The sequence below is a fragment of the Microbacterium azadirachtae genome (assembly GCF_025583665.1).
Taxonomy (GTDB): domain Bacteria; phylum Actinomycetota; class Actinomycetes; order Actinomycetales; family Microbacteriaceae; genus Microbacterium; species Microbacterium azadirachtae.
Window position 1 is genome coordinate 2817449 of record NZ_CP099706.1, and the last position, 23298, is coordinate 2840746.

Consider the following 23298-nt stretch of genomic DNA (forward strand, 5'->3'; position numbering starts at 1 on the left):
TCGTGTCGCGCGCGGGTCAGATCGCGGTGCGCGCCTGCAGGCGCCGCGGCGTCGGCAGTCCCTGACTGAGGAACGCACGACGCATCCCGGCGACGTCACGGAAGCCGGCGCGCTCGGCGACCTCGTCCAGCCCCTCGGCGCCGGCGTCGATGAGCCGGCGCGCGTGGTCGACGCGCTGACCCCGCAGCTCCGCCAGGGGCGTGGTGCCCTCGCGGGCGAACAGACGCTGGAGCTGGCGGCGCGAGAGGTGCAGCGCCTGCGCGAGGGAGTCCACGCCGAACGCCGGATCCGTGCGCCGCGACCGCACGATCTCCCGGGCACGGTCGATCGCGCGCGCTCGGCGCTCCCCCGGGTCGACATCGGCGAGCACTCCGCGGATGGCGCCCACGATCAGCCTCTCGGCGAGCGGGCCCTCGTCGACGCCGGATGCGTCCGCGAGCATGCCCAGCAGGAACGCGTGCAGACTCCGGGCGATCGCGCCGTCGGGCAGCACCTGCCCCGAGCCGGCGGCGGCGCCGGCGGCTTCGGCCACGGCGTCGTGACGCACCCACGCACAGGTGACGGATCCGGGCCGTGCCGCGATCATCTCGACGGCCTGATCCGGATGCAGCAGGCAGACGGATCCGGCGGGGACGACCATCCCCCGGTCCTCCCCGACGCGCACGCGCAGCGGTACGTCGGCGAAGCACAGCACGAGCAGCTCGTCGCCGCGCCGCTCCTGCGCCTCCCAGCGCCACGGCCGCGCGGGATCCACGCGATGCCGGCTGATCAGCGCGCCGGCGCAGCGGAGCAGTGCGAGCGGGTGCTCTTGCTCCGTCCCCAGCCGCCCCAGAGCAGCACGGGAATCGATACTCTTCCCCATCCCAGACATCCCCATGTCCACCCGGGAGTGCGATTTCCCCATCGCTCCGACTCGTCCGGGCGGATCCAGAATACTGGTATCACGGACGCCGTCTCCCGGCGTTCGTTCAGCACCGCGTGCGTCAGCGCGCGGGCGGCCGCTCCCCGTGCAGGCTCTCGTAGACGTCGTCGACGAACTCCGCGATCGCCGAGGCGCCCGTCACCGGACCGCCGGCGAGCATTCCGTCGGCGCCGAGGAGCACGGCGGTCGGCGTGAACCAGTGGTCCGCGAGCGATGGCCCGACATAGCGCAGCGGATCGTGCACGGTCTGCGGTTCCTCGGCTGAGGCGAGGCGACTGTCCTCGGGCGCGCTCTGCAGCAGGAAGCGCACCGACACCTCGGGCAGCAGCGCCCGGTACGCGTCGATCCTCTCGATCACGGGCGTGCAGGATCCGCAGGTCTCCGAGACGGCGAGCAGCAGCACGGGCTTCGTCTCGGCGAGCTGACGCAGCGTCACGGTGCTCCCGTCCGCGAGCGTCACCGGAACCGCGGGAATCCGGGCGCGCAGGTAGTCCTCGAGCTCTGCGTCATCGGCCGGACCCGCACCGGATCCGCCCGCGACGTGCGCTGCGGGTGCGGACTCCCCCGCCTTCTCCTGCACCAGGACGAAGGTGACGGCGACCGCCGCGAGCGCGAGCGTCCACGGCCAGAACGCGATCGCGAGCACGACCGTACCCCCGAACAGAGGAAGGGCGCCGATCGTGAGTGCGGAGATCACGGCCAGCAGCGTCAGCCAGCCGTTGCGCACGAGCGTGCGGCCGGTGATCGGCTGCCGTTCACCGAAGCAGGCGCACGACGCGTCGGGCGTCTTCCGCCGCGCGCGCCACACCATGACCAGATAGGCAGCGAACAGCAGCACCGCGACGACGGCCGCGGCGACGCCCAGCAGACCCCCGAGCAGCAACAGGGCGGCCGCGAGCACGAGCTCGGCGACGGGGTGCAGCCGGATCAGCCAGTCCTTGCGCAGTGCGGCGGGAAGCCCCAGCGCCTCCCACCCCTCGGCGTCGTCGGGCGTGCGCAGTTTCGCGACCCCGCTCACGACCAGCACGCCCACCAGGATGAGCGTGGATGTCAGCGCCGCCGCCGGCAGCAGAAACTCGATCAGAGCAGTCCCCATCCGGCCAGTATCCCAGGAGCGGGAGCGGCCGGGGTCCGGTCAGAGCTTGCGCAGGAGCACCGATTCGACCGCGTGCGAGGCGCCCTTGTTCAGCACCAGCGTCGCCCGGTGCCTGGTCGGCATCACGTTCTCGATGAGGTTGGGCATGTTGATCTCGTTCCAGTAGCCCATCGCCGTGGTGACCGCCTCCTCGTCGGTGAGGTGCGCGAACACGTTGAAGTAGGACGACGGATTGGTGAACGCGCCCTGCCGGAGCGCGAGGAACCGGTCCACGTACCACTGCGCGATGTGGTCGAGTTCCGCGTCGACGTAGATCGAGAAGTCGAAGAGGTCGCTCACCGCCACATCGTTGGGCGCCGGCGGCGGCTGCAGCACGTTCAGCCCCTCCACGATCACGACGTCGGGGCGGCGCACGACCACATGGGCGTCGGGCACGATGTCGTAGCGGATGTGCGAGTAGAACGGCGCACGCACCTCGTCCGCACCGCTCTTGACCTTCGTGAGGAACTCGATCAGGGCCCGCCGGTCGTAGGACTCCGGGAAGCCTTTGCGATCCATGATGCCGCGGCGCTCGAGCTCGGCGTTCGGGTAGAGGAACCCGTCGGTCGTGACGAGCTCGACGCGGGGGGTGCCGGGCCAGCGGCTCATCAGCTCCCGCAGCAGACGCGCGATCGTCGACTTTCCGACCGCGACGGATCCGGCCACGCCCACGACGAACGGGGTCGTGTCGTCGGCCTCGCCGAGGAACTGGTTCGTGGCCTCGCCGAGGCGCTTGGTCGACGTCGCGTACAGGCTCAGCAGCCGGCTCAGCGGCAGGTAGACCTCTTTGACCTCGGTGAGGTCGAGGCGGTCGCCGATGCCGCGGATCTCCACGACCTCGGTCTCGCTGAGCGGCTGGTCGAGATCGGCGGCGAGGCGCGCCCAGTCGGCGCGGTCGATGCGGCGATACGGAGACAGCGACGGCAGCGTCTGCGGCGCGAGGGGATCGGAGCTCACGCGCTCCATCGTATCGGCGCGCCGACCGCCGTCCGGTGCCGCTGCCGTGCCGGACGCCCCTTCGCTGGTCGCCGTTTGCGGTTCTCCCGCGCTCGAAGCCGCAACGGCGACCAGCGAGCGGAGATGAGACGCTCGCGTGCACGTCACCTCCGCCGAGTAGTCTTCCCCCGTGCGTCTCGGAGTGCTCGACATCGGATCCAACACCGTCCACCTGCTCGCGGCCGACGTGCATCCCGGCGGACGGCCGCTCGCGACCACGAGCGACCGCACGGTGCTGCGGCTAATGCGGTTCCTCACCCCGTCCGGCGCCATCAGCGAGGAGGGGGTGCAGGCGCTGCTCTCGGCCGTCGCCCAGGCGCGCGCCCTCGCCGAGCACGAGAAGGTCGACGCCCTCCTCGCCACGGCGACCAGCGCGGTGCGCGAGGCGGCGAACGGCGCCGACGTGATCGCCCGGGTCGAGGCCGCGCTGGGCCAGCCCCTGCAGGTGCTCGACGGAGAGACCGAGGCCCGGCTCACGTTCCTCGCCGTCCGGCGCTGGTTCGGCTGGGCGGCCGGGCAGATCCTGCTGTTCGACATCGGCGGCGGATCGCTGGAGGTGGCGGCGGGCTCGGAGGAGCTTCCCGACGTCGCCGCCTCGGTGCCGCTGGGAGCCGGCCGCTCGACGGTGATGTTCCTGCCCGACGACCCGCCCGGCGAGGAAGCGGTCGAGAGGCTGCGTGCACACGCCGCCGACGTGCTCGCACCGGTCGCGGAACGGCTCTCCGCGCTCCCCCGCCCCGATCACGTGGTCGGCTCCTCCAAGGCGATCCGCTCGCTCGCCCGTCTCGTGGGCTACCCGGCGCCGGGCTGGTCGGGATCCGAGCGGATGCTGCTGCCCCGTGCGTCACTCGGATCCTGGATCCCCCGGCTCGCCCGCCTGCCCGCGTCGGCGCGGCAGGAGCTGCCCGGGATCACGCCCGACCGCACGTTCCAGATCGTGGCGGCCGCGGTGGTGCTGCACGCCGCGATGACGGCGATGAAGGTGGACGAGCTCGAGGTGTCGCCGTGGGCTCTGCGCGAAGGCGTGCTCCTGCGCTACATCGAGGACCGGGCGCACGACGACGACCGCTGAGACAGCGGCTCTCCCGCGCCCGCATCCCCTACCCTGGTGTCATGAACGACGCGAGGGATCTGGGGTCACCGCGCGGCGAGTCGCCGATGCCGCTCACCCGACGAGAGCTGCGACAGCGCCGCGAGGCCGCGGCCGTCGCCGAGGCGTCAGGGGCGCATCTCGACGAGCGGCAGGAGCCGGATGCGGCGGCGGCACCGCAGGACGCACCCCGCCCCTCGGACCCGCAGACGCCGGACCGGCCTCCCGGCGGTGCCTCCTTCGGCTCCCTCGCCGGCATGTTCGCCGACACCGTGCGGGCCGTCTCGGCCCAGCCCACGGTGCTGACGGTGTGCACGGGCAACATCTGCCGTTCGCCGCTCGCCGAGTCGCTGCTCCGCGCGCACCTCGCCGACCTCGACGTCCGCGTGCACAGCGCCGGCACCCACGCGCTCGTCGGCCATGCGATGACCGAGCCCGCGCAGCAGCTCGCCCGCGACCGCGGCGTGGATCCTGCCGTCGCCGACGCCCACCGGGCCCGGCTCCTCACCGAGCCGCTGCTCGACGACGCCGACCTCGTCCTCACCATGACCACGGAGCAGCGCGACTACGCCGTGCAGCTGCTGCCGCGCCGGCTGCACCGCGTCTTTCCCGTGCGGGAGTTCGCGCGACTCGCGCAGGATCTCGACGACACGCAGCTGCGTGTCATCGCCGACGCGGCGGGCGACGACCCCCGCGAGCGCCTGGTGGCGGTCGTCGAGGCCGTCGCCGGCCGTCGAGGCGGATCGGCACCGAAGGGCGAGGACGTGATCGACCCCTACCGGCGCTCGACGGCGGTCTACGAGGAGTCCGCCGCGCAGCTCACCCCGGCACTCGTCGAGGTCGAGCGCGTGATCCGCGCGGCCCTCTGACACCGCAGGCGGAATCGGCCTGCCGCCCGTTCTCGCGGACGTGCAGGCCGACCCCCTGAACGGCTACGGCATGCAGATGCCCGACACGTCGAACGTGAACGGCCCGACCCAGATGTTCTGCGGCGGTCGGTCGTTCGCCGCGCGCCCCGAGTTGTTCACGATGAAGTCGAGCGAGAACGCGCTGACCGATGCCGCGGTGACGTTGACGTTGCCCGCGCTGCTGGCGGCATCGACCTCGACGTTCGGCGCGCTGGTCGACAGGCGCCAGCGGTTGGACGGGATCCCGCTCCCCTGCAGCCACGTGGGATTGTAGCTGCCCGTGCCGGCCGACACCGAGACACGCTCGGCGCCGCCGTTGCCGTCGAGCGCCATGAACCCGTCGATGTCCTTGATCGTGTAGGCCAGGTTCTGCACGGTCGTGGCGGCGCCGCCCAGCGCGAACGTGAAGGTCACCGTCTCGCCGCCGCCGTTGTTGACGAGACCGAGGGTGTCGAGGGCCAGGTGCACGCTCGGCTTCGCCTCGCCGCCGTGCATGTCGACGTCCTGAACGAGGTTGTTCGCCGTGTTGATGGCCATCTGCGCGACACCCGTGTGCACGGCGCTGAGCGTCAGGGTGAGATCCTTCCCATCGCCGAAGGGATCGGTCCAGGTGAACTGCGACGCCGTGGCCCCGGCGCGCACATAGGCCGCCGTCTCCGTGCTGAGGTGCTTCGTGCACGCCGCCGACGCGGCGGACATCGGCGTCGCCGCCACTGCCGCCAGGACGGGAACCGACCACGCCGCGCTCTTGACGACCGTTCGTCGCGTCAGCTCTCTCGACCGGCCGCGCTCGACGTCGAGTTCTTCCATTCTGTCCATCCTCTTCTCCCCGATCTGCGGCGGCCGGGGTGCCACCGCCTCTGGACAGAAAGGAGTGGCCCGCCCTCGAAAAGTGACGGCGCGACGCAAGGTTCTTCGCCCCTTGGCCGGTGCCTGCCGATGCCGGCCCTCCCCGACACCCGCGGCTCGGTTTCGTCGCCGCTGTCAAGACCCGTCATACTGGTCTGCAGGGGGCGGTACTATGTCGGCTGTCCACGTCCGAAAGGACCTCCCACCCCCGTGTCATCCCTTTCGACCACGCGCTTGCTGGAGACTCACCTCGGTCTCAGCTCGCACCATTCCGGCCTCGTCAGCGCGCGCGCGTTCCGCTCGATCCTGGTCACGGTGCACCGGCCGCAACAGCAGCACTGGACCTGGCGCGAAGTGGCCGACGAGCCCCACGCCGCCGTGCTGTTCGCTACCGGTGAAGGCGCGGACGGTACCCCGCTCCCGGTCGCGCGGTTCGTGCCGCCTCACGCCGTCGAGAGCATCGAATGGAGCCGCTCCAGCGAGGTGATCGCCGTGTGGGTCCCGCTCGAGACCCTCCGGGAGCTCATCCACGACGCCCCGCTGCGCCCGCTGACGCTGCATCCCACTCCGATGGTGCAGGCGTTCCGCGCCTTCACGCTCGCGATCGCGCGCAACACCGAGGACTCGACGTCCATCTCGCGGTACGCGATCGAGCGCCTGCTCGCGGAGATGGTCTTCGGCGCCCTGCTCGAGGTGTTCGCCGGGGATCTCCCCGAGCGCGGGCAGGCGCCGTTGGCGGAGCGCGCGCGTTCCACGATGTTGCTGCACCGGGAAGATCCGCAGTTCACGATCGCCGAGCTCGCCAGCGAGCTGCATGTGTCGCTCCGCCACCTGCAGCGGGCCTTCGCGAAGCTGGGCACCACGCCGGGAGATGCGCTGCGGCGCCTGCGGGTCGAGCTCGCCGAGTCGCTGCTGCGCAACCCCGACTACGAGGTGCTCACGATCGAGGAGATCGCCGCCCACTCCGGGTTCACGAGCGGCCTGCAGCTGCGCCGCGCGCTGCGGGCCGAGGGCCTGCCGTCGCCGACGAGGATCCGGCCCTCCCGCTGACGGGTGCGGCCCGGGGGCATCCCGCCGGTCAGACGCGTCGGCGCACCACCCCGGCCTGGATGAGCTCCGCCAGTGCCGCCTCGACCAGCTCTCGCGGATCCCCGTGCTGCGGCGCGCCGAACTCGGCGACGACGTCGTCGATGATGCCGGCCGTCGAACGGCCGGCGCGCAGGGCATCCCAGATGACCGGCGCGATCCCGTCGAGCACGTGCACCCAGCGCTGGGCGAGCACGACGACGTGATCGCCGCAGCGGATCGCATCGGTCACCTCGGAAAGGTCGAACTCGGGGTTCTCCTCCGTGACCAGTGCGGGCTCCCACTCGCCGTGCACGCGGGCGTGGTCGAGCAGCTGCGGGACGATCGGCGCGACGGTGGCGGCGTCGGGGTAGGTCAGGCGCACGACGCCGCCGATCCGATCGCAGAGGGCGGCGACCGTCTGCAGCGGTGTCGGCAGCTCGGCGAGATAGCTCATCTGCGGCGCCAGCTCGGCGATCGCATCGGGGAACGTCACCTGCTCGATGCGCGGCTCCGGCTGCGCGGCGTCGCGGGTGATCAGCACGAGGGCGGTGAGCGCCAGCGGGGCGTCCGGCACCGGCTGCAGGCCGGCGGCGTCCGGCGAGACCTGCTCCTTGGGGCGCCCCTCCCGCACCATCGAGAGGGGTTTGCGGTACGGCAGCACCGTGCGTGCGGTGTCGACCGCGATCGTCTCGTCGGAGATGTACCCGTGCACGGCGCCCAGCGCGCGGCTGAGCGTCGTCTTGCCGCGCCCGGAAGGCCCGACGAACGCGGCGACCCGGCCCTCCGGGTCCGACACACCGCAGGCGTGGAACATGAGCAGCTCGCCGCTGCGCGCGTTCAGCGCGGCCAGCGTGACCTGCACCGTGAGCGATTCGGCGAGGGCGTCGCCCTCCAGCCCGGCCGCGACGGGCACGTCGGCGCCGGGTTCGATCGCGGGGTCGTACGGAACCCGGGCTCCGGCCCAGGAGGCGCGGATCGCGTCGACGACGTCACCGGGGACGCCGTCGGCGAACGTCAGGCGGATCCGCACGCCGAGCGCGCTGACATCGAGCGGAGCGTACCGGGTCCCCTCCGGTGCGGACGCCTCGGAGGCCATCACGCCGCCTCCGACTCCCCTCGCCGGCGCGGGCCGTCTCCGTGTACGGTGCCGGACGGCAGCTCCTGCTCGTCACTGCGGTAATAATCCCCGTGGTACTGATACCCGTAATACGCAGCACCACTACCCCGACGCGGAACCTTGTTCAACACCAAACCCAAAGCACGCGCCCCCGCACGCTCCAGATTCCCGATCGCCTTCCCCAACACCTCGAACGTCGTCTTCCCCACCGTGCCGACAATGATCGCGCCGTCGGCGCTGTGGGCGAGCACGGCCGCGTCCGTCACCGGAATCAACGGCGGCGCATCGATGATCACGATCGCCTCCCGCGCGATCGACTTCAACAACTCCCGCATCCGCGCCGACCCCAACACCTCACTCGGATTCGGCGGCACCTTCCCCGCCGTCACCACCAACAACTGCCCATTACCGAACCGCTGCGCCACCTCCGCGATCGTCGCCCGCCCCGCAAGCACATCCGAGATCCCCGCACCCTTCGGCAAACCGAACACCGTATCCACCATCGGACGCCGCAGATCCCCATCGATCAACACCACCGGCTGCCCACTCGACGCCAACGTCACCGCCAGATTCGACGAAATCGTCGACTTCCCATCACCCGGCAACGGACTCGTCACCACAATGATCCGCGGCGGATTATCCACATCCATGTACTGCAGATTCGTCCGCAACTCCCGCATCGCCTCACCGATACCGAACAGATGCGCACCCTCACTACCCCGACTCGTGCCCCCATCAAACGGCAACAACCGGTTATCCGCCGTGAACGACTTCTCCTCCGGGATCGTGCCCACCACAGGCTTACCCGTCTCCCGCTCCACCTGCTCCACCGAACGAATCCGACGATCCAACGTGTACCGCAACAGGCCATACCCCACCGCGACCGCCAAACCCACCAACGCCCCCAACGCCAACGCCAACCGCGTATTCGGCGACGACGGCGCATCCGGCAAACGCGCCGAATCAATCGGACTCAAAAACACCGCACCCTTCTTCGCCGGGTCCGTGGTCTCCAGGCGGTTGACCTCGGCGCCCATCGAGCGCACCCAGGCCTCGGCGATGTCGCGGGCCTTCTCGGGCGAGGACGCGTCGGCGGTGACCTTGAGCGTCGTGGTGTCGACGGTGTTGGCGACGCTGACCTGCTTCACGAGCTGGTCGGCGCTGACGTCCAGGTTCAATTCCGTGATCACGCCCTCGGCGACGGCGCGCGACTGCCCCAGCGCGACATAGGTCTTGACGCGCCCCGAGGTCAGCGAGTTGCCGAGCATCGCAGAACTCAGGCTGCTGTCGCCGGTGTCGCCCGACGTGTTCGCCTGCACGATCGCGGAGGCGTCGGCCGTGTAGACCTTGGGCTGCAGCAGCGTCCATCCGAACGCGACGGCGACGCCGAGGAGCGTGATGAGGACCATCCCGAGCCAGTGCGCGCGGAAGACCCGCAAATACTCACGCAGATCCATACAGGCTGATCCCCCTCGCTCCGCTCACCCTGCGAGGGCGATAAGTCAACGGCCTTTCGATGGTACCGGAAGCGCATTCCCAGGCGCGACAAGGAGACGACGGCTGTCGACTCGCCGAGAGCGGACTCAGGCGGTGGCGGTTCCGCTGAAGTTCAGCGTTCCGATACCGCCGAGCACGAAGCCGGTCGCCACGCCGTGGAGGTTCCAGACGAGAGTCATCGGGCACTCGACGCTCAGACCCAACCCGTACTGAAGCGTCGTCTTCACCGTGACGGTCAGGGTCTTCGGGACCGGCGCGTACGGCGGGATACCGATGGCCGAACCACCGTTCGGGAGTGCCACGTTCGTGAAGATGAAGGCGCCGGGGAACAGTCCCACGGTCGAGATGTTGCCGGCCCCCGCGCCCAGACCGACAGCGGAGGTGTAAGTGTTGTTGTCCGACATCGTCAGGGTGGCGCTCAGTACGACGTAGGTGAAGGCGGGCTGGAAGATGTTGGTCCAGCTGATGCCGCACGCGGTCGCGTCGAGTCCGAAGACGTTGGGGAAGGCAAGGGTCGCCTTATTTCCTGCCACAAGCGCCACGGACGTCCAAGCGCCGGCGATGAGGCCTCCGACGATCGGCAGGCCCGCCTTGATGCATGTCGGGCAGGCGGGGACCGACGCAGAAGCCAACGGTGTCGCGGCAGCCGCCGCGACCACGGGAACGGACCAGGCAGCACCCTTCAGAACGGTGCGGCGCGCGACCTGCTTGGTGGTTTCGATCTCGGACATGCGGCCCCCAGAAGTGACGAGTAGATTCAGAGCGGACCGATCTGCCGGTTGCCGTTCACGCACCGCATCGGGACCCACATCTCGACACTGGCCAGCCCCTCAGGCCGCCCGCAGATTGACGTCGTCAGAACGTGGAAACGCGTCGTCGAATCGACGTTGTCAATCCGGTCGAACACGAAGAAGGCCGCCTCGGCAGAGGCGGCCTTCTCGAAAGGGTGGCGTCAGAGGATGCCGGCGCCGACCGGGACGCTGATCGAGGTCGAGCTGGTGAAGGTGCGGCCGTTCAGGACCACGGTCAGGGTGACGGGGAACGTCGCGAGCGCGCTGATCGCCACGCCCGTGCTCACCCCGGCGAGACCGAAGACGACCGGGACATTGAGCGTGCCGTTGGACGCGACGGTCACCGTACGCGTGCCGGTCCAGCTGGTCGCGGGGAATCCGAAGCTGCCGACGATCGGGGCGGTCTGGTAGGTCGTGGTGCGCTCGCCGGCCGTGGTGTTGATGCCGTCGACCGAGGCGACGCCGAATCCACGCGCCTGTCCCACGGGGATGTTGATCCCGGCCGGACGGCCGACGGCGATGGTCACCGTCGCCGCCCCCGTCAGCGGGCCTGTGCCGTTCGTGACCGTGTACTGGGTCGGCACGGTGATGAGGACCTGAGCCGTCAGGGTCCCGCCGCCGTCAAGGAGGGCCAGGGTCAGGAGCGAGGTGCTGCTGCCGTTCCAGGCGATGCTCGCGTTCGCCGTCGACGCCGCAGCGAGCGGGGTAGCCACCGCTGCCGCCACGACCGGCACCGACCATGCGGCGCCCTTCAGCACTGCGCGGCGCTGGATGTTCTTGTTCTCCGTCATGTGTTGCTGCTCCTCCGGTGTTTCCGATATCGACGCGGGTACGTCGCCCTCCGCGCCCTGCTGCAGATGGGGGACATCTGGGCACGTTCAGCAGCCATCGTCGCGGCGCGCACGGGGAGGGAACAGGGGTGAGGTCGCTGACTGATCGAGACCGGTCGCAATCCGCCCACGGGTCGAGAGCGGCATGATGGACGCATGGCATCCGACACCGCAGCACCCGAGCGTCCCCCGGAGCAGAACCGCCCGCTCTGGCGTCGGATCACCGGCAGCTTCCTCTTCCAGCTGTGCGCGGCGTTCGTCGTCTTCGGGCTGGTCCTGTCGTTCGTCGCGAAGCCGTACTGGGTGCCGTCGGGGTCGATGGAGCAGACCCTGCAGGTCGGGGACCGCGTGCTGGTGAACCGCCTGGCCTACGTCGGCGGTGCGACGCCGCACACCGGTGACATCGTCGTCTTCGACGCGGACGATGCCTGGGACGGCGGTACGAGCGCTCCGGAGAATCCGCTCAAGGCCGCCCTGCGGTGGGTCGGCGAAGTCACCGGGTTCGGGCCGTCCGGCCCGCACACGCTCATCAAGCGCGTGATCGCCGGGCCAGGGCAGACGGTGAGATGCTGCACCGCGGACGGAAGGCTGATCGTCGACGGGAAACCGCTGGACGAGTCCTACGTATTCCAGGACTTCCCGTTCCAGCCCGGTTCGCTCGACTGCGCCACGACGCCCGTCTCGCCGAGGTGCTTGCCCGAGGTGACGGTGCCGAAGGACTCCTACCTGGTCATGGGCGACCACCGCTCGAACTCGTCCGACGGCGCGATCCGCTGCCGCGGGCGCACGACGCCCGACGCCGGCTGCTGGCGCTGGGCGCACTCCGAGGACATCGTCGGCAAGGCCGTCGTGATCCTCTGGCCCGTCAACCGTTGGTCGGGGCTATAGCCGGTCTCACCGCTCGTCGGCGTCGTCGTCCATCGCCGCGGCCGCAGAGAGAATCACGGGAAGACGCCAAGCCACGGTGAGCCGCAGCGGACGTGCAGGCGCCTCGCCCGCGTCATCCGGAGCCGGTTCCTCTGCCGTCGACCCCCGTTCGTCGGCACGACTGTCGTCCCTGTCCATCTTCATGAGCAACGCGGGCTTCCCCTCAACAGATCCCCTCCCCAGGGGACACCGCCGCACGACGGAGAACCGACCTGCATGCGGTGACAAAACGATGCCGACGACTTTCGGGTCGCCGCCGACAATTCATTCAACGCGCGAAGTCTGGGAGCTTCCCCCACTGCAGAAGAATTCACCCTTGACATCACCCGAGTCGGGTGAAGTGCAACAAGGCCCGCTCAGAGGTACCCGGCCTTGGTGGCCAGGCGCACCGCGTCGGCCGCGGCGGACACGCCGAGCTTGCGGTACAGCGAGGTCTGATGGCTCTTCACCGTGTTCGGCGAGCGGAAGAGGGCTTTCGCGATCTGCTCCCTCGTCTCGCCCAGTGCCAGGCGGGCGAGTACGGCGAGCTCGCTCTCGGTGAGCGACGGCATGTCGAAGACGCCCCTGCTGCCCGGACTCACCACCTCCGGGAGCAGCTCCGGGATCCGCTCGGCGACCAGTTCGAGCAGGCGGGGAGCGAGGATGCGCATCACGGCGAGCTCATGCGGGCCCGAGCGGCGGTTGAGCTCACCGAGCTCGTCCACCGCGGCCCTGGCCGCCGCGGTGTCGCCGCTGAGATAGTGCGCGAGCCCGAGCATGAGGCTGCGGTGCCGCTCCGCCTGGCGCAGTCCCTCGGTCAGCGGGCGCGCCGCGCGGAGCTCACGGATCGCCGACTTGGGCGCTCCCCCGGCGATGCCCACCATGCAGCTCACGATCACGGTCGGCCAGCTGCGGTCCTGCACGGTCCGCAGATGCTGTCGGGCGCCCGGCACGTTGCCGTTCAGGAGGGATTCGAACGCGAGGAGCACGTGCGGGACGGAGGAGTTGAGGGCGCTCCCCCTCGTCCCCAGGCCGGCGGCCATGAGCGCCTCGATGCGCTCCTTCACCTCCACCCGCCGATCGGCGAGCACGCCCCGTCGTTGCAGAGCAAGGAGGTAGAGCGGCCAGAGCTCGCCCATCGGACCGTAGGTGAGCTGCAGGATCCGGGCGAACGACCCGGACGGATCCTCGTCGTCGAGCAGTGCCTCGACCAGCGCCTGCTCCGGATCGAGCAGCGGCTCCATCCAGCTCGACGTGCGAGGCGTGCGTTGCGCCTCGACGAGGTGAGCGCGTGCCGCGGCGGGGTCGCCGTATAGGGCGTGGATCATCGCCGAGCGCAGGTGCGCCTCTCTGAGATAGAACCGCAGGGAGGAGGGCGTGGGAACGCGCAGCACGCGTCCGAAGAGCGCGAGGGCTTCGGCGAACCGTCCGAGCAGCAGCGCCGTGAGAGCGGCCTCCGTGAGGAACAGGCTGCGGACGCCGTTCGTCGGGTCCAGCACCGAGGGGATCGCCGCCTCGATCTCGGGCAGGCGGATGAGCACCTCGTAGGCGCGGGCGACGTCGCCGTTCAGCCGCGCGTGCCAGGCGTCGGTGACCACGAGCCAGCGCCGCAGGTGCGCCGGCAGATTCGGGGAGCGGGAGAGGGCCCTGTCCTCGGTGGCCGCGTCGGCGCCCTCGGGAGCGAGCATCCGCGCGACCAGGGCGACCTCGGCGCTCGCGCGGACCGCCTCGGCGGGCAAGCCCAGGAGGATCCCGGTCAGCTCCTCCACCGGCAGCGTGAACCAGGCCTCCACCGGCCGAGTGGCGAGCAGGTGGACGACGACGGCATGGTCGCCCGCCGCTTCGGCGTCGCGAATCCTTCTCGCGATATCCGACATCCGGCACTCCCCGCAACTGACCCCCGTGTGACGAGCATACGATCCGCATGGCGGATTCGGGCGGCGCAGGGGCCACGAACAGAGGATCTTGTGAGAATCTCACTCCGCACGGGCGGAGGCCGCGCCCCCTGCCGGCTCGAGGAGCCCGCGCACGACGAGGTCCGCGACGAACTCGTCGACCGCGCCGACGATCGCCGCCGTGTCGCGGTCGACACGGCCGGAGGCGCGATCGGCCACCGTGCCGTCCCCCTCCTCGCAGGCGGCACGCCAGATCACCCCGGCGGTTCCGGCCAGCACCACGATCGGCCCCTGCGGTAGCCGCGCCGCGTACACGGCGTCGCCGTCGTCGATCACGCCGACATCCGCTGCCGGACGATAGCGGATCATGATCCGCCGTGCTTCCGGGGTGGATCGTCGGGCGTGCGACGACGGAGCCGGCTCCGCGTCGACTGCGCGACCTCGCGCAGTCCTCGCCCCGAGCGGACGGCGAACTCGCGCAGGATCTCCCCCGGTCGCGGCGCACGGCCCAGCTTGTGCGTCAGACGTTCGGTGTTCACCAGCGGCGCCCGCAGCATCAGCACGATCCGCTCGCGCAGCGTCCGCGCGGCGCGCACGCGGGCGAGCCAGTCCTGCGTGCGGGTACCTCCCTGCGACGCCACCTTCCAGAGCAGGTACTCGCGCCGGTGGGCGTGGCTCTCCAGGTCGCCGTGGGCCGCGGCGAACGCCACCTGCGCGTCCAGGCGATCGACCAGCGCGAGACAGGCTGCGCGCGCGGGTTCGTCGAGCGCGTCCCACACCCGCGCGGCGGTGTCGCCCTGACCGCCGGCGCGCGCCGCGTTCAGCGTGAGCAGGACGGCCTGGGCCGTGAGCCCGGGCACCGCGCAGGGCAGCCCCGCCGCGCGCGCCGGCGCACGGTCGGCCCACAGCACCTCGAAGGCCGGCCCGTCGGGGAGCCCGATGCCGGGGAACCGGCGGTGGACGTCGAGGTGGCCCCAGTCCGGGTGGAAGTAGGTCTGCGCATGCTCGAACGAGGAGTTGTTGCGGAAGAAGCTGTAGACCTGCCAGCCCTGCGCGAGCAGGGCGCGGTGCAGCGCGGGGATCCCTGCGGGATCGACGATCACGTCGACGTCCGTGCCCTCGAAGCGGCGATCGAGCAGCGCTCGATCCGTCATGCTCCCCTTGATGTGCAGCAGGCGCGTCCCGACCCGGTCGGCGATCACCTGCACTCCGGCGCGCGACATCTCCAGCCGCACGCTCGGCGGGATCCGCTCGACGACCTCCGCTGACACGGCGCCAGCCTACGGCACCGCCCCGACGCGCCCAAGGCATGCCCTGACGGCGGGATCAGCGCCGCGCGAGCACCCTCCGATAGACCTCCGCGTGCTGCTCGGCGACGGCGTGATCGGTGACGAGGCCCGGCGTCCGCGACGCGGCCTCGCCGAGCCTCCGGCGCAGGCCGGGGTCGTCGCCCAGTCGACGCAGCGCCGCGGCGAGGGCGCGGGCGTCGCGAGGGGCGACGACGAGGCCGTTGCCGCCGTCGCGCACCCACTCGACCGGCCCACCCTCCCCCGCGACCACGGTGGCCAGGCCCGCGTCCAGGTACTCGAGCACGTTGAACCCGAGCGGCTCCGCGCGCAGCGACGCCTGCACGCCCACGTCCCAGCGGCGCAACAGGCGCTCGACGTCGTCCACATGACCGAGCAGGCGCACCCGGTCAGCGAGACCGAGCGCGCGGGCCCGGGCGCGCAGCTCGTCGGCGTAGCCGGCATGTCCGAACGGCGCGCCCCCGGCGAACTCCAGCACCTCATCGCCCGCGGGGAACGCCTGCGCGAACGCCTCCAGCAGGAGCAGCTGGCCCTTCCACGGATCGATGCGCGCCAGCATGCCCACCCGGAGCGGCCCCGGCTCGCGTTCGCCGCGTGCGCGACCGGTCAGACCCGACGCCCCCACGGCGACCTCCCGCAGAGCAGCCGCCCGCAGGAACGGCTCGGCGCTCGCCAGTGTCGCCTGCGAGTTGGCGATCACGCCATCCGCGCGGGGCAGGACGATCCGGGTCATCATCCGCAGTCCGAAGCCGCCCAGCGTCTCCCGGTCGGTGAAGTCGTGCAGGTAGACCACGAAGGGCGCACGCGTGCCCGCCACCGCGAGCGCGCCGTAGGCGGCGGCGCGGGTGCTGTTCGAGACCACCAGATCCGCCCGGCGGAACGACGGATGCCGCCGGGTCGCGATCGCCTGCGCGGCCAGCCGGGCGCCCGCCGCGACCGCCCCCGCCGGCGAGGCGCCGCTGGCGCCGTGCGGCTGGGTGACGCCGATGCGATGGATCGGGACCGACTCCGGCACGCCGGCGAAGGCGCCGTCCTCCGCCGGGTCCGGCGGGAGCAGGATGCTCGCGCGCCAGGGCGGGTCCGCCCGGAGCATCCGGGCGAGGCCGAGCTCGGCCCCTCCCGGCACCGTGGTGTGCGCCAGGTGGACGACCCTCGGTGCAGGTGCCGTCGAACGCTCGGGAACGGACAGCGGATCCTCTCCTAAGATGAGTGCGGAGTCGCTTCTCTGCGACGACACCGGGCGTCTCCGCGGCACGCGAACACCTGTCCCGCGTCGACGGACCCAACGATACAGGGGGGACGATGCGTGTTCTGCGGATCTCCCACAGTGCGACGGTGCGGGCCTGGCGCGGGCGGGAACGAGCCCTGCGCGAGCGCGGTCTGGACGTGCGCCTGCTCACCGCGACGCACAGCGACGCCGGCGGCGTGCCGGTCGCGCTGGACGCGGATCCGCAGGAGGACGTCGTCGGCGTCGGGACCTGGGGCACGCACCCGGCCCTGTTCGTCTACGACCCCCGTCCGCTCTGGAGGGCCCTCGGCGAGCACTGGGACCTGATCGACATCCACGAGGAGCCGTTCGCGCTCAGCACCGCCGAGATCCTCGTCCTGAGGGCGTTGCGCGCGCGGCGGACGCCGTACATCCTCTACACCGCGCAGAACCTGCTCAAGCGCTACCCCTTCCCGTTCGGCTGGTTCGAGCGCCGGTCCCTCCGCCGCGCCGCCGGCATCTCCGCCTGCAACGCCGAGGCGGCGGCGATCGCGGAGCTCAAGGGCTTCCCGGGGCACGCGCGGGTGATCCCGCTGGGGGTGGATCCGGCTGACGAGGTGGATCCGGCCGCCGGGACCGCTCCGGCCGACGGAACCGGATCCGCGACGGCCCCGTCGGAACCGGTCCGGATCGTGGTCGGGCTGCTCGGACGGCTCGTGCCGGAGAAGGGCGTTCTGCTGCTGCTCGACGCCCTGGTCGCCGATCCGTCGCTGCACGCCAGGATCGCGGGCACCGGTCCGCTCGCCGAGGTCATCGAGGAGGAGGCGCGGCGTCGCGGGGTCGGCGCAAGGGTGCAGTTCCTCGGCGGAGTGGATCCGGACGACGTCGCGGGGTTCTACGCGTCGATCGACGTCCTCGCCGTGCCCTCGCTGCCGACGCGCCGGTGGACCGAGCAGTTCGGACGCGTCGCGGTCGAGGCGATGGCCGCCGGGGTGCCCGTGGTGTCGAGCGACGCCGGGGCGCTCCCGGACGTCGTCGGCGGCGCCGGCATCGTCGTGCCCCGGGGCGACGCGCGCGCCCTGGCGGCGGCACTGCGGGAGGCGGCCGGGCCCCGACGCGACGAGCTGATCGCACGGGGGCTGACCCGCGCGGCCGAGTGCTCCTGGCCCGCCATCGCCGCGCAGTACGAGCAGCTCTACACTGCCGCGCTCGCCTCCGCGCCGCGCGGGCTCCCTCGAACCGCTGCCCGGGCGGACGAGCCCGAGGTGATCGTGGTGGCGTACGGCGCACCCGACCTGCTGCGCCGTGCACTGGAGCCCGTGCGGCACCTGCCCGTCACCGTCGTGGACAACTCCTCGCTGCCAGAGATCGCCGCCCTGTGCGACGAGCTGGGCGTGCGCTACCGGGATCCGAGCAGGAACCTGGGCTTCGGCGCGGGGGTGAACCGGGCGCTCGCCGAGCGGATCCGCCCGGGCGCCGATGTGCTGCTGCTCAATCCCGATGCGGTGATCGACGCGGACGGCGTCGGCGCCCTGCAGCGCGCGCTGGCCGCCGACCCGCGACTGGCGAGCGTGGGCCCCCGGCAGCACGACGAGCAGGGGGTCGAGGCCCGCGCCGCATGGGTGTTCCCCTCCCCCGGCCGTGCCTGGCTCGAGGCGCTCGGACTCGGGCGCCTGATCCGCGGCCCCCGCTTCGTGATCGGATCCGTGCTGATGCTGCGCGCGGAGGCGCTGGATCAGGTCGGCGGCTTCGACGAGCGCTTCTTCCTCTACGCGGAGGAGACCGACTGGGCCTACCGGGCTCATCTGCTCGGCTGGCGGCATGCCGTGGTCCCCCGCGCGGTCGCCACGCACGCCGGCGGGGGCACGAGCACGGATCCGGCACGCCGCGAGCGGCAGTTCCATGCCAGCCAGGAGCGCTATTACCGCAAGCACTTCGGCGCCCTGGGCTGGGCTTCGGCCCGCGCCGCGCAGCTCCTCGGCGCCACCGCGCGCGGGATCGCGCTGCGCGGAGACCGCGGCCGCGCCGCGGCCCGTCGTGCCGCGCTCTATCGTCGCGGTCCGGTGCGGGCCGAGGCGGAGGCGGATCCTCGCCCCCTCTCGGCCTGACCTGCGCGCTACGCTGAATCAGCGGCGCGGCGGGGCACATGCGCCGAAGGCCGTGTAGGGGATCGCACCGTGATGAGGATCGTGCAGATCGCACCGAGCGTCGCACCCGGCGCCGGCATCTCGGGTGTGGCCTGGGAGCTCGAGCGCGCGTTCCGAGCGCAGGGACATACGGTCGAGTCGCTCACGGCCGCGCAGCTGGTGCGCATCCCGCCGCGCACCCAGCGCGCCGCGTGGCGGCGCCGGCTGTCGATGGTCGGCACGCAGTTCCGTCTGGCCGTCCGCGGCAGCGCTCGCGCACGGCGGTATCTCGCGGCGCGGCCGGATGCGGTCGCGCTGTGCCACGGCATGGTGCTGGCGGGCGACGTGTTCGTGAACCACGTGATCACGGTCGCGGCCGTGCACGCCCGCGGGCATGCGCTCTGGCGGATCCTGCGCAACCCGATGGTCCCGTTCGCCTACGTCGTCGATCGGATCCGCTATCGCGGGCGCACGCATCGTGCCGTCGTCGCACTCACCTCCGCGGAGGTCGCGACGCTCGAGCGCTGGTACGGGGCGGTGGCCCCGCCCGTGCAGGTGATCCCGAACGGCGTGGACCTGGAGCGCTTCCGGCCGCCCACCGACGCCGAGCGGCGGGAGGCGCGGGCCGCGCTGGGCCTCGACGACGAACACCGGGTCGCTCTGTTCGTCGGCCACGAGCTGCGCTGGAAGGGCGTGCCCCTCGCGATCGATGCGCTCGTGCACGCGCCCACCGTGATGCTGCTGGTCGTCGGCGGCGATTCCGAGACCATCCCGCTGATGCTGCGCCGCGCCGAACGGGTCGGCGTCCTGGACCGCGTGCACTTCGCCGGCGTGAGGACCGACCTGCCGGCGGTCTTCGCCGCCGCGGACATGTTCGTCTTCCCTACGCTCTACGAGCCCTACGGCATGGTGGTGTCGGAGGCGCTGGCCTCCGGGCTGCCGGTGGTGGCGACACGGCAGGGCTGCGCGGCCGACCTCGTCGAGGACGGCGTGAACGGCTATCTCGTGGATCCGGATCCGGTCGCGATCGCCCGGCGGCTCGAGCAGATCGCCGCGACCGACGTGGCGGGGTGGCGGGATGCGTGCCGGCGCAGCGTCGAGCATCTCGGATGGGATCGTATCGCGCGCCGCTACGTCGACCTGCTGTCCTCCGTGCGCCCGGGGCGGACCGGCCCGGGGCCGGATCCTGCCGAGGACGCCGCGGCCCGACCGCTCGACATCGTGCACGCCGTCTGCTCCGACGGGTTCGCCGGCGTCGAGCGGTTCATCGTGCGGCTCGCGAGCGCGCAGCGCTCGGCCGGGGCCCGCGTGCGCGTGATCGGCGGGGATCCGGCGCGCATGTCGGCGGCGCTGGCCGGAACCGGTGTCGGATTCGTCCCGGCCCGCGGAAGTCTCGGCGTGCGTCGCGCGCTGCGGGCCGTGCGCGACGACGCCGACGTGGTCAACGTGCACATGACGGCCGCGGAGGCCGCCGCCGCGCTCGCCTTCGGTCGCGGCCGCCGCCCCGCGGTCGTGGCGACGCGGCACTTCGCGCAGCCGCGGCGGCGCCGCGCGGTGGTGCACATGGACGCGGTCGCCGCCCGCGTGGTCGACGCCGAGATCGCGATCAGCAGCGCCGTGTCGGCCGAGATCGGCGTGCCCTCGACGGTCGTGCGCTCCGGACTGCCCACGCCCGGAGCCTCCGGGACCGAACCCTCCGGGACGCCGCCGGTGCGCGAACGCATCCTCCTCGTCGCGCAGCGCCTCGAGGCGGAGAAGGCGACCGACGTCGCGATCGAGGCGTTCGCGGCCTCCGGTCTCGCTGCAGACGGCTGGCAGCTCTGGATCGCCGGCGAGGGCGCCCTGCGCGCAGCGCTCGAGGCGCAGGCCGCGCGTCTCGGCGTCGCCGGCGCGACCCGCTTCCTGGGGTATCGGTCCGATGTCGCCGCGCTGATGGCGCAGGCGGGGATCCTCCTCGCGCCGTGCCCGCGCGAAGGTCTCGGGCTGACCGTGCTGGAGGCGATGCAGGCCCGGCTCCCGGTCGTGGCCGCGGCGGCGGGAGGGCATCTCGACCTTCTCGAGGCCGTGGATCCGGATGCGCTCTTCCCGCCCGGCGACGTCGCGACCGCCGCCGACCGCCTGCGCGTGCTCGCCGCGGATCCGGAGGCGCGTGAACGTCTCGCCGAAGCGGCGCAGAGGCGCCAGGTCGCCGAGTTCTCGCTCGAGGCACAGGTGGCCGGCACAGCCGCCGTGTACCGCGACGCGATCGCCCGCCGCACGGCGTCTCGCCGGGGCCCGGATGGCGGGCACCGCCCATGACGGACCTCGTGGTGGTCTCGCTCGAGCGCTGGGACGAGGTGTGGCGCCGCAACCAGCATCTGGTCTCGGGTCTGCTGCGCGAGGATCCCGCCCTGCGCGTGCTGTTCGTCGAGCCGCCGGACGACCCCCTGTACGCGCTGCGGCGCGGCGCGCGTCCGGAGTTCGGGCGGCGGCTGCGGGCGATCTCCGGACGGCTGCACGCGATCCGCCCTGTGAAGTGGCTGCCGCGGCGTATCGATCCGGCAGCGGATGAGCGGATCGAGCGCGCGGTCGTCCGCGCCGCGGCCCGCCTGGGCATGACGGATCCGGTGCTGTGGATCAACGACCCGCGCGCCGCAGGCCTCGCCCGGCGCACGGGCTGGAGGACGCTGTACGACCTCACCGACGACTGGCTGGCCGCCGACCGCCCCACCGCGGAGACGCGGCGCATTCGCGAGGGCGAGGAGTGGCTGCTCGCCCATGCGACGGCCGTGGTGGCGTGCTCGGCCGAGCTCGTGCGCCGCAAGCGCCCCGGCCGAGCGGACATCGCCCTGGTGCGCAACGGCGTCGACGTGGCCGCCTATCGCGCCCCGCATCCGCGCCCGCACGATCTGCCCTCAGGGTCCGTCGCGCTGTACCTGGGCACCCTGCACCGCGACCGGCTCGACGTCGACCTCTGCGTGCGCACCGCCGCCGCCCTCGGCGGCGCCGCCACCCTGGTGCTCGTCGGCCCGAACGCGCTCGACGACGCCGACACCGCCCGGCTGCGCGAGGCCGGCGCGGTCGTCCTGGGCGCCCGGCCGCGCGACGCGGTGATCGGATACCTGCAGCACGCCGACGTGCTGCTCGTGCCTCACCTCGTGACGGCGTTCACCGAGAGCCTGGATCCGCTCAAGCTTTACGAGTATCAGGCGGTCGGACGCCCGGTGGTCGCCACGCCCGTCGCGGGGTTCCGCGAAGCGGCAGGCGATCGGATCCGCCTCGCCGACGCCGACGAGTTCGCCGCGGTCACGCGCCGCACGCTGGCCGACGCCGCGGAGTCGCCGGGCTCCGACCCGGATCCGGTCGCGGCGGCCGACTGGTCGCAACGGGTCGCCGAAATGCGTGCCGTGCTGGCCGGGGCGGAGTCGCGGTGAGCGCGCGCGAGGCGCCCACCGGGATCCGCGGATCCGGTCGCGGCACGGACCGGCGGACGGCCATCGACGTGGCCGTGCTGTGTGCAGCCACCGCCGCGCTCGGGGCGTTCGCGGTCTTCCTGGTCCCCGCGGGGCTCCCCTACGACGAGCCCGCGCACTGGTCGAATGTGCTGTATCTGGCCCATCACCGCACGCTGCCCGTCGTGGGCGACCCCGGGGTGACCTACGAGGGGCAGCAGGCGCCGGCCTACTATGCGGTCGCGGCGCTGCTCGTCGGCGCGTTCGGCTCCGGCTCCGCCGGCTTCATCGCCGTGCGCCTGTTCGGGGTGCTGGGCGCGGTGCTGATGACGTGGCTGGTGGCCCGTCTGCTGGGCCGGGCACTGCCCGGCCGGCCCGCGGCGATCGTGTCCGGCACCGCGTTCGTTGCTCTCAACCCGATGCTGCTCGTGATGTCGGCCTCGGTGCAGAACGACACCTGGTCGCTCGTGGCGGGGTTCGCCGCGATGCTGGTCGCCCTCGGCACCGGCGGCAGCCCGTGGATCCGCGGAGCAGCCCTGGGCCTGCTCGCGGCGCTCGCGATCCTGGTGAAGATCACGACCGCGCCCCTCGTCGTCGGCGTGCTCGTGGTGCTGCTCGTGCGGGCGCGGTGGCGCGAGGCGGCCACGGCGGCGCTCGTTCTCGTGCCCGGGTGCGGCTGGTGGGTGCTGCGGAACCTCTCGCTGTACGGCGACCTGACCGGCCAGGCCGGCGTCGATGCCGCGGGCTACCGGTTCGCCGGCGGCGGGGCGACCCCGTTCGCGCTCGCCCGCGAGGCGCTCACGTACCTGACGCTGCCCGACGAGTATCTGCGCAACGTGTTCGCGGCGCCGACCGCGATCGACGCGCTCGCGGTGCTGGTCGGCGTCATCCTGGTGGCCGGGGCGATCGCCCTGCCCGCTCGCGGCCGACGGTCGGTGCGGGGTCTGCCGGTCGCGCTGCTCGCGGTCGTCGGCGCGGTGAGCGTCGCGGCCTGGCTGGCCCAGGTGTCGCTGGGCTGGCACGTCGCATTCCGCACCGCCTACGGCGCGCTGCCGCTGGCGGCGCTGGCGTACGGATCCGCGACGCTCTGGGCGCGCGGACGACGCACGGGCTGGATCCTGTGCGCGCTGAGCGTGCTGCTCCTGCTGGTGCTGTGTGGCTGGACCGGGCTCCAGCTCATCGCGGTCTCGGATCGGGTGATGCTGCGGATCTGAACCGCGCCC

The 23298-nt window shown here is 72.2% G+C and carries 20 protein-coding genes; 8 read left to right on the forward strand and 12 right to left on the reverse strand.

The genetic code is table 11. From position 1 onward, the window contains the following. Positions 1 to 16: 16 nt before the first annotated feature. From NFX31_RS13365 to coaA, 3 genes are all read right to left on the reverse strand, one after another. Complete coding sequence (locus NFX31_RS13365) at positions 17 to 862, reverse strand: AraC family transcriptional regulator (protein WP_045250582.1); 846 nt, start codon at positions 860 to 862, stop codon at positions 17 to 19. A gap of 121 nt (positions 863 to 983) precedes the next feature. Then, positions 984 to 2018 (reverse strand): MauE/DoxX family redox-associated membrane protein, encoded by a 1035-nt coding sequence (locus tag NFX31_RS13370; RefSeq protein ID WP_045250583.1) that lies wholly within the window; start codon positions 2016 to 2018, stop codon positions 984 to 986. Positions 2019 to 2057: 39 nt separating this feature from the next. Then, entirely contained in the window at positions 2058 to 3023 is a 966-nt protein-coding gene (gene coaA, locus NFX31_RS13375) for a type I pantothenate kinase (RefSeq protein WP_045250584.1), read from the reverse strand. Between the two features lie 160 nt (positions 3024 to 3183). Between coaA and NFX31_RS13380 the strand changes: the two genes are divergently transcribed. Both NFX31_RS13380 and NFX31_RS13385 read left to right on the forward strand, forming a co-directional pair. Further along, on the forward strand, positions 3184 to 4125 hold the full coding sequence (locus NFX31_RS13380; RefSeq protein WP_045250585.1) for a Ppx/GppA phosphatase family protein: 942 nt from the start codon (positions 3184 to 3186) through the stop codon (positions 4123 to 4125). Between the two features lie 41 nt (positions 4126 to 4166). Beyond that, positions 4167 to 5012, forward strand: a complete 846-nt coding sequence (locus tag NFX31_RS13385; RefSeq protein WP_276553864.1) for an arsenate reductase/protein-tyrosine-phosphatase family protein — start codon at positions 4167 to 4169, stop codon at positions 5010 to 5012. A 63-nt stretch (positions 5013 to 5075) separates the two neighbouring features. On the opposite strand, the gene NFX31_RS13390 is transcribed toward NFX31_RS13385, so the two are convergent. Next, positions 5076 to 5861 carry a hypothetical protein gene (locus tag NFX31_RS13390; RefSeq protein ID WP_045250586.1) on the reverse strand — a complete coding sequence of 262 codons (786 nt, stop codon included), beginning with the start codon at positions 5859 to 5861 and terminating at the stop codon, positions 5076 to 5078. A 249-nt stretch (positions 5862 to 6110) separates the two neighbouring features. Between NFX31_RS13390 and NFX31_RS13395 the strand changes: the two genes are divergently transcribed. Continuing rightward, on the forward strand, positions 6111 to 6950 hold the full coding sequence (locus NFX31_RS13395; RefSeq protein WP_052674307.1) for an AraC family transcriptional regulator: 840 nt from the start codon (positions 6111 to 6113) through the stop codon (positions 6948 to 6950). Between the two features lie 28 nt (positions 6951 to 6978). Here NFX31_RS13395 and NFX31_RS13400 read toward each other — a convergent pair whose 3' ends face one another. The 4 genes from NFX31_RS13400 to NFX31_RS13415 all read right to left on the reverse strand — a co-directional run bounded on the left by NFX31_RS13400 (position 6979) and on the right by NFX31_RS13415 (position 11164). Next, positions 6979 to 8064, reverse strand: coding sequence for a PqqD family peptide modification chaperone (locus NFX31_RS13400; protein WP_052674308.1), 1086 nt, complete (start codon positions 8062 to 8064; stop codon positions 6979 to 6981). Then, positions 8064 to 9542 carry a tyrosine-protein kinase domain-containing protein gene (locus NFX31_RS13405; RefSeq protein ID WP_262955950.1) on the reverse strand — a complete coding sequence of 493 codons (1479 nt, stop codon included), beginning with the start codon at positions 9540 to 9542 and terminating at the stop codon, positions 8064 to 8066. The genes NFX31_RS13400 and NFX31_RS13405 overlap by 1 nt, the downstream gene beginning before the upstream one ends. A gap of 126 nt (positions 9543 to 9668) precedes the next feature. Continuing rightward, entirely contained in the window at positions 9669 to 10313 is a 645-nt protein-coding gene (locus tag NFX31_RS13410; RefSeq protein WP_045249804.1) for a hypothetical protein, read from the reverse strand. Positions 10314 to 10534: 221 nt separating this feature from the next. Next, entirely contained in the window at positions 10535 to 11164 is a 630-nt protein-coding gene (locus tag NFX31_RS13415) for a hypothetical protein (RefSeq protein ID WP_052674216.1), read from the reverse strand. A 195-nt stretch (positions 11165 to 11359) separates the two neighbouring features. Here NFX31_RS13415 and lepB point away from each other — a divergent pair, with 195 nt between their 5' ends. Next, positions 11360 to 12091 carry a signal peptidase I gene (lepB, locus tag NFX31_RS13420; RefSeq protein ID WP_052674215.1) on the forward strand — a complete coding sequence of 244 codons (732 nt, stop codon included), beginning with the start codon at positions 11360 to 11362 and terminating at the stop codon, positions 12089 to 12091. 395 nt (positions 12092 to 12486) lie between these two features. Here the strand turns inward: lepB and NFX31_RS13425 are convergent, their stop codons facing one another. The 4 genes from NFX31_RS13425 to NFX31_RS13440 all read right to left on the reverse strand — a co-directional run bounded on the left by NFX31_RS13425 (position 12487) and on the right by NFX31_RS13440 (position 16437). Then, the gene (locus NFX31_RS13425) at positions 12487 to 13986 is read right to left on the reverse strand and encodes a helix-turn-helix transcriptional regulator (protein ID WP_045249803.1); all 1500 of its coding nucleotides are present in this window, start codon (positions 13984 to 13986) and stop codon (positions 12487 to 12489) included. A 99-nt stretch (positions 13987 to 14085) separates the two neighbouring features. After that, entirely contained in the window at positions 14086 to 14373 is a 288-nt protein-coding gene (locus NFX31_RS13430) for a hypothetical protein (RefSeq protein ID WP_045249802.1), read from the reverse strand. Next, the gene (locus NFX31_RS13435) at positions 14370 to 15275 is read right to left on the reverse strand and encodes a nucleotidyltransferase family protein (RefSeq protein WP_052674214.1); all 906 of its coding nucleotides are present in this window, start codon (positions 15273 to 15275) and stop codon (positions 14370 to 14372) included. Before NFX31_RS13435 ends, NFX31_RS13430 begins: the two co-directional genes overlap by 4 nt. A gap of 55 nt (positions 15276 to 15330) precedes the next feature. Then, positions 15331 to 16437 (reverse strand): glycosyltransferase family 4 protein, encoded by a 1107-nt coding sequence (locus tag NFX31_RS13440; protein ID WP_045249801.1) that lies wholly within the window; start codon positions 16435 to 16437, stop codon positions 15331 to 15333. 176 nt (positions 16438 to 16613) lie between these two features. On the opposite strand from NFX31_RS13440, the gene NFX31_RS13445 reads away from it, so the two are divergent. The 4 genes from NFX31_RS13445 (at position 16614) to NFX31_RS13460 (ending at position 23289) form a co-directional block, all read left to right on the forward strand. Further along, the gene (locus NFX31_RS13445) at positions 16614 to 18626 is read left to right on the forward strand and encodes a glycosyltransferase (RefSeq protein WP_262955951.1); all 2013 of its coding nucleotides are present in this window, start codon (positions 16614 to 16616) and stop codon (positions 18624 to 18626) included. A gap of 72 nt (positions 18627 to 18698) precedes the next feature. Next, the gene (locus tag NFX31_RS13450; protein ID WP_262957212.1) at positions 18699 to 20942 is read left to right on the forward strand and encodes a glycosyltransferase; all 2244 of its coding nucleotides are present in this window, start codon (positions 18699 to 18701) and stop codon (positions 20940 to 20942) included. Beyond that, a complete protein-coding gene (locus NFX31_RS13455) occupies positions 20939 to 22057 on the forward strand; it encodes a glycosyltransferase (RefSeq protein WP_262955952.1) in 1119 nt (372 codons plus the stop codon). Before NFX31_RS13450 ends, NFX31_RS13455 begins: the two co-directional genes overlap by 4 nt. Next, positions 22054 to 23289, forward strand: a complete 1236-nt coding sequence (locus NFX31_RS13460; RefSeq protein WP_262955953.1) for a glycosyltransferase family 39 protein — start codon at positions 22054 to 22056, stop codon at positions 23287 to 23289. The genes NFX31_RS13455 and NFX31_RS13460 overlap by 4 nt, the downstream gene beginning before the upstream one ends. Positions 23290 to 23298 lie beyond the last annotated feature (9 nt).

Excerpts from the sequence above, each read along its gene's own strand:
- NFX31_RS13365 (WP_045250582.1), bottom strand. The coding sequence starts at position 862 with ATGGGGAAGAGTATCGATTCCCGTGCTGCTCTGGGGCGGCTGGGGACG.
- NFX31_RS13370 (WP_045250583.1), bottom strand. The coding sequence starts at position 2,018 with ATGGGGACTGCTCTGATCGAGTTTCTGCTGCCGGCGGCGGCGCTGACA.
- coaA (WP_045250584.1), bottom strand. The coding sequence starts at position 3,023 with ATGGAGCGCGTGAGCTCCGATCCCCTCGCGCCGCAGACGCTGCCGTCG.
- NFX31_RS13385 (WP_276553864.1), top strand. The coding sequence starts at position 4,167 with ATGAACGACGCGAGGGATCTGGGGTCACCGCGCGGCGAGTCGCCGATG.
- NFX31_RS13390 (WP_045250586.1), bottom strand. The coding sequence starts at position 5,861 with ATGGAAGAACTCGACGTCGAGCGCGGCCGGTCGAGAGAGCTGACGCGA.
- NFX31_RS13400 (WP_052674308.1), bottom strand. The coding sequence starts at position 8,064 with ATGGCCTCCGAGGCGTCCGCACCGGAGGGGACCCGGTACGCTCCGCTC.
- NFX31_RS13405 (WP_262955950.1), bottom strand. The coding sequence starts at position 9,542 with ATGGATCTGCGTGAGTATTTGCGGGTCTTCCGCGCGCACTGGCTCGGG.
- NFX31_RS13410 (WP_045249804.1), bottom strand. The coding sequence starts at position 10,313 with ATGTCCGAGATCGAAACCACCAAGCAGGTCGCGCGCCGCACCGTTCTG.
- NFX31_RS13415 (WP_052674216.1), bottom strand. The coding sequence starts at position 11,164 with ATGACGGAGAACAAGAACATCCAGCGCCGCGCAGTGCTGAAGGGCGCC.
- lepB (WP_052674215.1), top strand. The coding sequence starts at position 11,360 with ATGGCATCCGACACCGCAGCACCCGAGCGTCCCCCGGAGCAGAACCGC.
- NFX31_RS13425 (WP_045249803.1), bottom strand. The coding sequence starts at position 13,986 with ATGTCGGATATCGCGAGAAGGATTCGCGACGCCGAAGCGGCGGGCGAC.
- NFX31_RS13430 (WP_045249802.1), bottom strand. The coding sequence starts at position 14,373 with ATGATCCGCTATCGTCCGGCAGCGGATGTCGGCGTGATCGACGACGGC.
- NFX31_RS13445 (WP_262955951.1), top strand. The coding sequence starts at position 16,614 with ATGCGTGTTCTGCGGATCTCCCACAGTGCGACGGTGCGGGCCTGGCGC.
- NFX31_RS13450 (WP_262957212.1), top strand. The coding sequence starts at position 18,699 with ATGAGGATCGTGCAGATCGCACCGAGCGTCGCACCCGGCGCCGGCATC.
- NFX31_RS13455 (WP_262955952.1), top strand. The coding sequence starts at position 20,939 with ATGACGGACCTCGTGGTGGTCTCGCTCGAGCGCTGGGACGAGGTGTGG.